Here is an 11,843-nt window from a genome sequence, read left to right on the forward strand (position 1 = left end):
GAAGGGGGGCAAAAGTCTCTTAAAGTCCCCCTTTTTAAGGGGGATTTAGGGGGATCTCCAACGATTTTGGGTCTGTACAGAGATGTGTGTACACCGTAGCCGCAAGCGGGGAGGGAAGACAAAGCGTAGTTTTGGCAGGGTGAGGTTCTTTGAGTTTAATAAGCAATCAAGTCCCCAAAAGGGAGTCAGGGGGTTAGGTCTTTGATGACTTTGATGTTTTACATAATACTTTTCAAACGTCTTTTTAATGACAGCAAGCTGAATTTACCGATGAAGTACGCTGTTAATTGATTCGATTTCTACTGCAACACTGTTTAAAAACTTTTTTCCATTTATCAATCATAATTTTTTGATATTTAGTGCTTAGACTATTCTGCTCATCAAGAATATTACTCAAAAACTATATATAAGCTCAAAATTCAAAGGTCAGTTATTGATTGGGTACTTAAATATCGATTAGAAAAAGCTTAGTTTATAAAATGTACTGGCAAAAGTCTTAGTCGAGGGATAGCTAGCTCTTAATGTAAGTTAATTACATACTTCTTTAGGGTAGCATCTTGTAGATAAGCAATCTCAAAACCCTTGCGATCGCTTGTGGAAAATTCTTTACTAAGTGTTTCTGACAATAACAGAAAAAGTGCGGTTACTAGGTTAAGTTAAGCTACGTTTACGCTAAAAATTGTATTAAAAAATCGCACAAGAATAAATTACCTGATAAGTTGATAAATGTAAGGCTAATCTGGTAGGAATCGGTTAGTAAAACGTCTACTTAGAGAAGTTTGAGTTTCATAGGGAATGGAACCATCAGATCACACTTCAAAATGATTTGAATCTTTATTACCTCTCAGCAAATAGGTAATTTGTTTCTGCGCGATTCCTTAATTACGAAGTCAGAATTTAACCATTTCAACTAATAAGTCAATGCTAAAAATTATTTTTCATAGCTTTTTTCTCCTATTTTTGGCAATCCCAGCAGTTTGGGCAGCACCTCCAGAAGATGATTCTAATGCAACAGATGCTAATAGAAATTTGCAGGGACAAGTCAATTCTGTTTCCCAGTTTTCTGATGTACAACCAACTGATTGGGCATTTGGTGCATTGCAATCGCTGGTCGAACGCTACGGCTGTATTGCAGGTTATCCCAATTCCACCTATCGTGGTAACCGTGCCTTAACCCGTTATGAATTTGCCGCAGGTTTAAATGCTTGTTTGGATCGTATTAATGAGTTGATTGCCACAGCTACTAGTGATTTAGTTAATAAGCAGGACTTAGCAGTGCTGCAAAAGTTGCAGTCAGACTTTGCAGCAGAACTAGCAACTCTGCGCGGGCGAGTTGATACCCTGGAGGCACGTACAGGAACACTGGAGGCACAGCAGTTTTCCACCACTACAAGGCTGAATGCTCAAATTATTACCGCCATTAGTGATACGTTTGGTAATAGAGTCGGTGGTGAAGATGATGACTCCCGTATCTACTTTGCAAACCGGGGTCGTCTCAACTTTGAGAGTAGCTTCACAGGGAAAGATTTGTTGCGAGTCCGGCTGGAGTTTGGCAACTTTGCGAATTCTAATGGTACAAGCCAAATTGCCGCAGCCACAGGTACAGGGATGACACGCCTAAACTTCGACAACGACAGCAACAATACACTGATAATTCCCCACGTCCGTTATTACTTCCCAGTTAGTGAGTCTCTTAACTTCGTTGTTGGGCCCACAGGCATTGGTTACACCGATATTTCAACCACCGTCACTCCCGCCACAATCGCTGACGACGGCAATGGGGTTCCCTCACTTTTTGGGTCATACAGTCCCTTATTCCGGCGAGGTGGCGGGGGTGCAGCCGCTAACTGGAACATTACCAAAGACTTGACTCTCACCTTGGGTTATTTAGCCAGCAGTCCCAATGTGCCATCGGCTAGTAACGGCTTGTTTGATGGTGGCTACAATGCCCTGGCGCACTTAGCCTATTATGGTGAGCAAGGAGCTATTGGTGTTGCCTACTCTCATGGCTATAGCCCTGGTGGAGTAGTTGATGTCACAGCTGGGACGGGTAGCACCTTGTCAAACGCTCCCTTTGGCAACAACATTGCTACTTCCAACGATATTGTCGGCGCACAGGGATTCTATCGCTTCTCCCCGAATTTCCAAATCCACGGTTGGGGTGGATATATTTGGGCAAATGCCAAGAACTCTGGTTTAAGTAATATTTCCAATGGCAGGGGTGGAACAGATTCTCTATTTGTGAACAGTGGTGACAATGCCAACGTCTGGTTTGGGGCAATTGGTGTGTCGTTTCCTGATGTAGGGGGTAGGGGTAACTTGCCGGGAATTCTGTTTGGTATACCACCGCGTGTCTCTAACAGTGATGTTCGTCAAGATCGAGACACCGCCTACCATATCGAAGCATTCTATCGCTACCGCCTGAACGATAATATCTCAGTGACTCCTGGTTTTTGGGTGATTCTCAACCCAGAAAACGACAGTAGAAATGATACGCAGTATGTGGGTGTGCTTCGGACAACCTTTGATTTTTAACTGAATAGACCTCTTGCAAAAATCCTTAAATCACCCCTCCCCAACCCTCCCCTTGTGAAGGGGAGGGCGCAAGATTTCAAGTTTCCCCCCAATATATCGGGGGGATTAAGGGGGGTCTATTCGACTTATGCAAGAGGTCTAATGTAATTTTTATTGCCATCTTCGTTCAATTGCTATGGAATTGGAAGTAATGTTTGGTGGTTGAAGAAAATAGCCCCACTTAATTTAGATTAGGATTTACAAATTATTCTTCTCTTACTATCAAATTCCACAGCGCATCAATTCCACTGCCTACATATTTTGAATCCTGGTGTTGTGAAATCCATTCGGCGACAGTAGCAGTAACATTGCTGGAGTTTTTGCCCAACTTGCCCAATGCAAAAGCAGCAGAGTAAGGCACTATGCTACTCTCATGTTTGAGTAAACCCAGCAGTGCTTCAACTACCTGTGGCGAGGCGTTGCCCAACTTGCCCAATGCTTCAGCAGCATAGTAACACACTATCCAACTCTTATCTTTGAGTAAATCCAGCAGTGCTTCAACTACCTGTGGCGAGGCGTTGCCTAACTTGCCCAATGCTTCAGCAGCAGATTTACACACATTCTCACTCTCATCTTTGAGTAAACCCAGCAGTGGTTCAACTACCTGTGGCGAGGCGTTGCCCAACTTGCCCAATGCTTCAGCAGCAGAGTTACGCACACTCTCACTCTCATTTTTAAGTAAACCCAGCAGTACTTCAACTACCTGTGGTGAGGCGTTGCCCAACTTGCCCAATACAAAAGCAGCAGAGTTACGCACACTCTGACTCTCATCTTTGAGTAAACCCAGCAGTGCTTCAACTACCTGTGACGAGGCGTTGCCCAACTCGCCCAATGCTTGAGCAACAGAGTAACCCACCATCTCACTCTCATTTTTAAGTAAACCCAGCAGTGCTTCAACTACCTGTGACGAGGCGTTGCCCAACTTGCCCAATGCTTCAGCAACAGAGTAACGCACTATCTCACTCTTATCTTTGAGTAAACCCAGCAGTGCTTCAACTACCTGTGACGAGGCGTTGCCCAACTCGCCAAATGCTTCAGCAACAGAGTGACGCACCATCTGACTCTCATCTTTGCGTAAACCCACCAGTTCTGCCAATACTTCCTGCTGTTCACCTAAAGCTGCCCGATATTTTCGCAGTCGCCCTTCATCTACCAAATCTGCTGATGCTTTCAACCGTTCTACTACTTGAGCTTGAAACCGGGTTTCATTTAAATTGCAAAGAATTTGAAAAACCTGTGATTTAACTTTCTCACCTACTCTTTGTTCATCCCTAATTTCAAGCTCAACTAATCCCTGCAAAATATCTGTAATCAATTTCTCATCAGATAATTTTAAATCTTCAGCTAAACAAGTACCTGCAAACAAAAGATTGCGGTGCAGCCATTCTTCATAAGGAGCTTCTTGTTGCAGAATTACTTCAATAATTCTTCTCGAGTTACTTTGATTTTGTTGAGCTATTAACAGCAACAACACCTCTCGCCAGTGGGAATTGTGTAGATAATCTCGAATGTGATTTAGTACTTCGTTAAAGTCTCCTGATTGGCGATCGCGTATTTCTTCACCCGCCAAATATTCCTGAAATGTCTTATGCACAAACGCATATCTATCTTGACCTTGTTCGTTTAATAAACCACAACGTTCTGTAATATGCTCAACTAAGCGTTCTGCCTCGGCTTCAGCTTGATGTTTCTTAACTTGATAATTACATTCACGAATATATTCGCTTAATTGCCTAATTAGCTCATCTCTATCAATCAGCGTACCGCCTTCTTTATCGCCATTTTTCCCTTGAGAATGAATCCAGTAAGCGAGTTGCCGCATCAATATTTTGATATCGTCCAATTGAATATAATTCAGCTTCCAAGACTCAATCCCCTTGTCTGCATCCCAGTTAATTAATAGCGTCTCGACTGCCTGTTTATACAGTTCATATCGGTATCTAGGAAACGTGCCTCATAGCGATGAATCAAAGCAATAATTGTCAATGGTAAAGGATTACGTGCTAATAATTTGATGCGTTCTTGTGTTGCTAATGCTTTTTTTAAACTTTCTTGAAGCTCTTGTGCTTTTTCTAAGTTGTTTGGCAGTCTGCTGTTATACCATTGCTGAATAAATAAATCAATTTGACTATCATCAAATTTTTCCAGATGATAATGAGGAAATTCATCTGTACCAAAAAATCCTCGATTATAACCTGCTGGACGCGAAGTTATAATTGCCCGATTTTGAGAATATTGTCTGAGAAAGCTGTGAATTATCTTTACGAATTCATGGCGATCGCTTGGTTTAGCGATTTCATCTAAGCCATCAAGTAAAATTAACGCTCTCCCATCTTCTAACCAATGTTCAAAGAAACCTTTGGGCAATTCTTTAATATGAATACTATTAGCAAAATTGCGTACATATTCTAAAAGATTCTTCGTTGAAGCTTTGCCTAAGTCTCTAATTCTAATCAAAATTGGCAGTAACTCTAAGTCTGCTGATAAACCGAGTTTTTCAGTCTGCTGTTCAGCCAGTATCACAGCAAAGTAACTCATCAAAGTTGTTTTACCAATTCCTGGTTCTCCCAACACAACAAATTTATTGCGTGTACTTTCTTTCAGCAGTTCTTTAGCTGAGAATTTCTTGCCACTACTTTGTTGTTCCCAAAGTAAATTTTTCTGGCGTTGGTTGTTGGCTGTCTCTTCTAAAGCCAAATCTAGATTCAATTTTAAACCGATGCTTTCTCTAACTTCCACCTGCTCAACTACATTAGGCATCACAAAAATTTGTGGTAGCTTAGCAAATTTTTCTTCTTCTTTTGTTTTTACCTTTATACCGACAAATTCAATACCATCAAAATAGCCTAACAGTTGTTTTAGATAATTTGATTTAGCGATTTGAAATTTTAAATATGTATTAGTGTGTTCAAAATAAGCATCTGCAAACTTTTTCAGCCAATGTTCAATACTTTTATCGTGAAACTTTAAGTTTGGCTTATCTGATTTAATTTTGTCGAAGATTTTAATTAAAGCTTGTAGATTTAGGGTTGTTTTTTCTGTAAAAGGCTTTTGTAATTCTTCTTGAACTCCTGTATCTTTGAAAAATTGGTCTAGAAGTTCTCTAGCTTGTTTGTCGTCACAATGATAGAACAACTGCTGTTCATAAGATTGCTTATTATCCCATTCATCAGCAGATTTGGCTCCTGCTTTCAAAGCTTTTTCTAAGTCTGTAGGATTTAATGCACTATTGATTTTCTTAACAATTTCTGGAGCTACTGCTTTTATTACTGGGGCGACAATAGTTAATAAATTTACACTCATATTGCTTGGTATATATAGTTTATATACATACTACACGCTTATTAGCTTTGTCCTCGCTGTGCGAATTTTACAATCGATTCCTACGGTGTATAGACAAATCTTCTAGAGTTGCGCCCACAGGCTTTTGATCCCCCCAACCCCCCTTAGAAAGGGGGGCAAAAAGCTCTCTACCTTCCCCCTTTTTTAGGGGGAAGGTAGAGAGAGGAAGAAAATCAGGAGTAGGGTGAAACAGAAAAGGAAAAAGAGGGAGAGCTTGTTAGTGTGGCGGGGAGTTATGAGCATAAATCAGGGCAGGGTGGCAGATTACACGCGGCTATCGGTATAATACCAAGCTTGCAATTCCTAATTCCTGATTGAGAGTCTTTAATACTTGCTCACGAGTATCAAAGACTCGCCGATGAGTATCAAAAACTCTCCCGCGAGTATTAAAGACTCGCCAACGAGTATCAAAGATTCTCCCGCGAGTGTTAAAGACTCGCCGACGAGTATTAAAGACTCTCCCGCGAGTATCAAAGACTCGTCCACGAGTATCAAAGACGCGCTCACGAGTATTAAAGACTCATTAATGAGGTTTAACTACTCATTTGCGGAGTTCAAAGACTACAGCACTTATTGTTTGAATGCACTACACTACGATACGCGGTAGGGGCACAGCATGCTGTGCCCCTACGAATGCTTGTATTTGACGCAAGCGAGAACGGCTATAAACCGAATGGCAATATTTGCCTATGAATCAGAAGCAGCTTTAGCAGGTTTACTTTTAATAGCTTTAAAGCGTTCGCCTAACTGTTCGGCAATAGTTTTTAAACCTGGAGTTTTCTTAGCAGCAGTCTTCACATAATCATAAACTGTCAAGCTGCTGCCCATTGCTTCGCTGCCGACTGCCATTAGGGTATCATCTACCTGTTCTGTCAGTTGTTGCAGTTTAATCAACAGTTCGGTGAGGGTGGCGGCTAATTGATAATCGCGCACAAACTCATCTACATCAAAGCTAGCTGGGAGAATTTCTCGGTTAGATTGGGCAGCAGTCAGGCTAGTGTTGACAAAAGCTAGGCTTTTATCGCCCATCTTAAATAACTTGCGTCGTTCTTCTACACTCAGAGTCACGAGAAAAGGCAACTTTGCTTGGATAGTCGCAAAGGCTGCTTTAATTTCTTGGATATCTGCTGGGGAAAGGGAAGCGGTGATGTTTTGGTAAGCCATTGAATATTTACCGTGGTGAATCTGTTTGTTATGATTCCCATTGGTAAATGCGATCGCACAATAGGCAGGGGTAGAGTAACTGCGATCGTTGCCAGAGAAGTCATTAAAATCGGACGCAGACATAACACGCCCGATTCTATGAGTGCCTAACACTGGCTTTATCTTCTTGTATGGGGATTTGGCGATCGCTTAAATTTTGCCGACGTTGCATCATTAATTACCGATGGTGGCGAGGGAAGCAGTTCGAGCGATCGCAATTCCTAAACCAGCACTCAGGAATAATGGCTTTAACCATCCTTTGAAAGTCCTAGCTCCACTTTCTGTCTATGCATACTATTCTTGATATTTTCTTAAAAAAACTTGAAAATTATTTATTTCGTATCAACTATGACGTATTTCATAGTAAATGCCTTTGATATAAATGTATATAATAAAACATTTTTGTTAAGAGTAATTACTATTAAAACAATCTTGGAGATTTTAGGTAAGTTATGATACAAACAATTATCTCATCTCATCTAGCTACTCAAGGTCACACAGTACATGGATTTAGATCACCGTCAACCAATGGTTAGATATGAAAAACTAGTGGAGTAATCTAGATTTATCTAACTTTTAAATCCAAATTTTATGTATAAAATTATATTGATAAAAACCTATGTACGGTATCAATAATTCCTCTAACTCCTTTGTGTCGCCAGGAAACGATTCTTTACTATGCAATTTAGGAATAGATCAAGCTAGCGTCTACAGCTACACGTGAGTTACAAAGGAGCAAATCCATTGCCCTAAATTCCAGTGAGGGTGGCCCCGATTATGGAATTTTAAAATCAATCAAGAAATAATTGGTATTTACCAGAGTAACCAGATATGTTCAATGCCACTGAAATTTTAATTGATGCCTTTGTAAATGAAATTCGAGACGGCTACCGTCGCACCTACGGCTGCTTTAAAAATGATTATCAGGACATTATCGCCTGGGCTGGTAATATGGCTTTGGAAAACATTGCCAATAGCGACGCCCTTTATCACAATGTTGAACACACAGTCCTTGTTACCCTGGTGGGGCAAGAAATCTTACGTGGCAAACACATTAGGGAAGGCGGTGTTTCCAGTGAAGATTGGTTGCATTGTATTATTTCCTTACTGAGTCATGATATTGGCTATGTTAAAGGAGTTTGCCGACAAGACCGAGAAGCAGCAGGCTTATATGCCACAGGTAAAAATGGCAAAATGATTTCTGTAGCTCCTGGCGCTTCTGATGCGAGTCTCACGCCGTATCATGTTGATAGAGCCAAGCTTTTTATTGATGAGCGTTTTGGAGGTCACAAGTTAATAGATGCTGAAGCTATTAAGAGCAATATTGAATTGACCCGCTTTCCTGTGCCTGCGGCAGAAGATCATCAAGATACAAAGTGCTTTGCTGGGTTAGTCCGGGCTGCTGATTTGATTGGTCAACTAAGCGACCCGCGTTATCTGAAAAAAATTACTTCTTTATTTTACGAGTTTGAAGAAACTGGTGTAAATAAAGTTTTGGGCTATCAAACCCCTGCCGATTTACGGAATAACTACGCTAAATTTTACTGGAATGGTGTCTTTCCCTATATTCAAGAGGGACTGCATTATCTATCACTCACACAGCAGGGAAAACAAATTCTGGCTAACCTCTACTCAAATGTGTTTGTTGTAGAACACGAGAAACAACAGCAAGAACAGCAGCGATATTTAGAGAAGTTAGGAGTGGGGAATTAGAAGTTAAGAGTTAGGAGTTGAAAATTATTAATCATGAGTTATGAATTAAGATAAAACTTTAATAACTCATAACTCCTAATTTATAACTCCTAACTACTATGGATTGGTGGCGACGACTAAAGAAAAATCCTTTGGCACGATTTGGGGCAATTTTGCTGTTAATTTTCTACATAGCAGTAATTGCAGCTGATTTCGTGGCTCCTTATGATCCTTACGCCTCACAGCCCAATGGTTCACTACTCCCACCAACAAAAATACACTGGGTTTCTCAGTCAGGGCAGTTTATGGGGCCCCATGTTTATCCAACGACTCAGGGAGACACGAATTTAGAAACAGGCGATCGCGAACTTATTGTAGACTTCAAAAAGCCATCACCCCTGCGTCTATTTGTTTCTGGCCCAGAATACCGATTGTTGCAGATGAGTTTGCCACTACCCCCGAAGTGGGATGAAGTTACAATCTTTCCAGGTATTCCTTTAAATTGGCATTTATTTGGTACAACAACTGGCGCAAAAGTCAATATATTGGGTACTGATGACCAAGGCCGCGACCAATTTAGTCGCCTCTTGCATGGCGGTCGCATCAGTATGTTTATTGGTATTTTTGGCATCATCATTACTTATCCCCTCGGTTTGCTCATTGGGGGAATTTCTGGCTATTTCGGCGGTGTGACTGATAGCTTCATTATGCGTTTGGCAGAAGTGCTAATGACTTTCCCTAGTATTTATCTTTTGGTGACTTTGGGAGCAGTCTTACCAGCTGGTTTAAGCAGTACCCAGCGCTTTTTGCTGATTGTGGTGATTACTTCGGTTATTAGCTGGGCTGGTTTAGCACGAGTCATTCGCGGACAGGTACTATCAATTAAAGAGCGAGAATTTGTTCAAGCAGCACGCGCGATGGGCGGGAACCAAATTTATATTATCCTCCGCCACGTTTTGCCACAAACGGCTAGTTATGTAATTATCTCTGCTACTCTTGCAATTCCCAGCTTTATTGGCGCAGAGGCAATACTGAGTCTCATCGGCTTGGGAATTCAACAACCAGACCCATCTTGGGGGAATATGCTTTCTCTGGCTAGCAATGCTTCAATTTTGGTATTGCAACCTTGGTTAATTTGGCCACCTGCTGTGTTAATTATCCTTACAGTGTTAGCATTCAACTTACTCGGTGATGGATTGCGAGATGCACTCGACCCCCGCAGTTTAAGAAGATAAGCTTTTAGAAGCTGAAGTTGATATTTGTGCAAAAATTGAGTGTGTATTCTCCAACTAGAAACTAAACGGAGTAGTAGTTCTATGGCCTACAGCGAGTTTAGTTTAGCTAAAGCAAAACAAGAGTTTAGTTTAATTACATTAGAAAAACGTGATATTTTCGCCGAAGCTCCTGAATTAGCTGCGAGTAATTTACTTGTAGAAACACTCAATTATAACCTGGCGATCGCTTTAGGCAGTAATAGTGAGAAAGCTCGTTCTGAGTTAATTATTGCTCCAATTTTAGTTGATTTACGTCGACAATTACGGGAACAAATTGGTTTGTTTTCTGGGGTAGATTTTACTGTCGATAATAGCAAAGGATTAAACGGTATTTGCGATTTTATTATTACTAAATCTCCAGAAATTCTAATTTTGACAGCACCAGTAATTACAGTTGTAGAAGCTAAAAAAGAGAATATTAATGCAGGTTTGGGTCAGTGTGCAGCAGAAATGGTAGCAGCCCAAATTTTTAATCACCAAGCTGCAACTGAGATTAAAACAGTTTACGGAGCAGTCACAACAGGCAGTATTTGGCAATTCCTCAAACTAGAAGAACAAATATTGACCATTGATTTAAGCGAATATTATCTCAAAGATGTGAATAAAATTCTTGGTATTTTAGCCAGTGGTATTTCTCAAGAAAATTAACAAAATTTGAGAATGAGTCAGAATTCATTACTTAATATCGAATTCTGGGATCTACATAAGCATTTAAAATATCAATCAAAATGCTTGCACTCACAACGATCGCACCAAAAAATACTAGCACTCCCTGGACTGTGGGATAATCGCGATCAGCGATCGCTTGATACAGCCGATTAGCTAACCCAGGCCAAGAAAATGTTACCTCTGTCAAAATCGCCCCACCCAACAGAGAAGCAAAGGTTAATCCTAAGACTGTAATCACTGGAATTAATGCATTTTTTAAGGCATGGGAGGTTAAAATTTTATTTTCACCAATACCTCTGGCTCTAGCGGCTTCTACATAATCTGCTTGCAAGGTTTGCTTTAAATTCACTCGCACAATTCGCTCAAAAATCCCACTCAGCAAAATTCCCAAAGTGAGACTCGGTAGAGCAAGATGGTGCAAAGCTGTGAAAAGCTGGGTAAAATTTCCACCGAGTAAGCTATCAATTGTATACAATCCAGTCACAGTAGCGGGAGCCGGAAGATTAGGCGGAAAGCGGTTGGAATTGGGAAACCAACCCAGTTGGACTGAGAAAATCAACTGCAAAAGCATTCCCGCCCAAAACATCGGGAGTGCGTAGGTGATGATTCCAAATAAGCGTCCACCGACATCAAAATATGTCCCAGGACGAGAAGCTGAAAAAGTACCAACTAAAATTCCAACGATGAGTGCAACCGCCATACTACATATTGCTAACTCCACCGTCGCCGGGAAATATTGTCCAATTATGTCCCAAACATTTTGTCCGCGACTCATTAAAGACGTTCCCAGATCAAAACGCAGTATGCTTCCCAAATAATTGAGGTACTGTAGCCATAGAGGAAGGTTTAAACCTAGTTGTTTTCGCAATTCTTCTTTAGCAGCTTCTGGCGCACGCCCGCCAAGAATTGCATCTGCCGGATCTCCTGGTGTCGCTCTTAGTAAAAGAAATACAATCGTGATGATTGTTAGTAGCTGAAGTGGCGCGAGAAGCAACCGGGAAACGATGTAATATTGTAAAGCTTTAGAGCGAGACATATTTTAGTCATTGGTCATTGGTCATTGGTCATTTGTCATTGGTCATTTGTGAA

8 protein-coding genes are annotated in these 11,843 nt (G+C 41.0%); 4 read left to right on the plus strand and 4 right to left on the minus strand.

Features of this window, described 5'->3' with window-relative positions; genetic code table 11:
* Nucleotides 1-921: 921 nt before the first annotated feature.
* Nucleotides 922-2,535, plus strand: coding sequence for an iron uptake porin (locus H6G26_RS14235; RefSeq protein ID WP_190729883.1), 1,614 nt, complete (start codon nucleotides 922-924; stop codon nucleotides 2,533-2,535).
* A gap of 244 nt (nucleotides 2,536-2,779) precedes the next feature.
* On the opposite strand, the gene H6G26_RS41770 is transcribed toward H6G26_RS14235, so the two are convergent.
* From H6G26_RS41770 to H6G26_RS14245, 3 genes are all read right to left on the minus strand, one after another.
* The gene (locus H6G26_RS41770; protein WP_199326873.1) at nucleotides 2,780-4,417 is read right to left on the minus strand and encodes a HEAT repeat domain-containing protein; all 1,638 of its coding nucleotides are present in this window, start codon (nucleotides 4,415-4,417) and stop codon (nucleotides 2,780-2,782) included.
* Nucleotides 4,418-4,470: 53 nt separating this feature from the next.
* Nucleotides 4,471-5,877: an NACHT domain-containing protein gene (locus tag H6G26_RS41775; RefSeq protein ID WP_199326875.1), complete on the minus strand. Its 1,407-nt coding sequence runs from the start codon at nucleotides 5,875-5,877 to the stop codon at nucleotides 4,471-4,473.
* A gap of 726 nt (nucleotides 5,878-6,603) precedes the next feature.
* Entirely contained in the window at nucleotides 6,604-7,080 is a 477-nt protein-coding gene (locus H6G26_RS14245; protein WP_190729964.1) for a hypothetical protein, read from the minus strand.
* Nucleotides 7,081-7,950: 870 nt separating this feature from the next.
* Here H6G26_RS14245 and H6G26_RS14250 point away from each other — a divergent pair.
* From H6G26_RS14250 to H6G26_RS14260, 3 genes are all read left to right on the plus strand, one after another.
* Nucleotides 7,951-8,832, plus strand: coding sequence for an Npun_R2479 family HD domain-containing metalloprotein (locus H6G26_RS14250; protein ID WP_190729884.1), 882 nt, complete (start codon nucleotides 7,951-7,953; stop codon nucleotides 8,830-8,832).
* A gap of 98 nt (nucleotides 8,833-8,930) precedes the next feature.
* Nucleotides 8,931-10,046, plus strand: a complete 1,116-nt coding sequence (locus tag H6G26_RS14255) for an ABC transporter permease (RefSeq protein ID WP_190729885.1) — start codon at nucleotides 8,931-8,933, stop codon at nucleotides 10,044-10,046.
* An 81-nt stretch (nucleotides 10,047-10,127) separates the two neighbouring features.
* Nucleotides 10,128-10,733, plus strand: a complete 606-nt coding sequence (locus H6G26_RS14260; protein WP_190729886.1) for a hypothetical protein — start codon at nucleotides 10,128-10,130, stop codon at nucleotides 10,731-10,733.
* 31 nt (nucleotides 10,734-10,764) lie between these two features.
* Here the strand turns inward: H6G26_RS14260 and H6G26_RS14265 are convergent, their stop codons facing one another.
* Nucleotides 10,765-11,790 (minus strand): ABC transporter permease, encoded by a 1,026-nt coding sequence (locus H6G26_RS14265; RefSeq protein WP_190729887.1) that lies wholly within the window; start codon nucleotides 11,788-11,790, stop codon nucleotides 10,765-10,767.
* Nucleotides 11,791-11,843: the final 53 nt, after the last annotated feature.

This window comes from Nostoc sp. FACHB-888 (genome assembly GCF_014696655.1).
Lineage (GTDB): Bacteria > Cyanobacteriota > Cyanobacteriia > Cyanobacteriales > Nostocaceae > Nostoc.

Excerpts from the sequence above, each read along its gene's own strand:
- H6G26_RS41775 (WP_199326875.1), bottom strand. The coding sequence starts at position 5,877 with ATGAGTGTAAATTTATTAACTATTGTCGCCCCAGTAATAAAAGCAGTA.
- H6G26_RS14255 (WP_190729885.1), top strand. The coding sequence starts at position 8,931 with ATGGATTGGTGGCGACGACTAAAGAAAAATCCTTTGGCACGATTTGGG.
- H6G26_RS14250 (WP_190729884.1), top strand. The coding sequence starts at position 7,951 with ATGTTCAATGCCACTGAAATTTTAATTGATGCCTTTGTAAATGAAATT.
- H6G26_RS14245 (WP_190729964.1), bottom strand. The coding sequence starts at position 7,080 with ATGGCTTACCAAAACATCACCGCTTCCCTTTCCCCAGCAGATATCCAA.
- H6G26_RS14260 (WP_190729886.1), top strand. The coding sequence starts at position 10,128 with ATGGCCTACAGCGAGTTTAGTTTAGCTAAAGCAAAACAAGAGTTTAGT.
- H6G26_RS14265 (WP_190729887.1), bottom strand. The coding sequence starts at position 11,790 with ATGTCTCGCTCTAAAGCTTTACAATATTACATCGTTTCCCGGTTGCTT.
- H6G26_RS14235 (WP_190729883.1), top strand. The coding sequence starts at position 922 with ATGCTAAAAATTATTTTTCATAGCTTTTTTCTCCTATTTTTGGCAATC.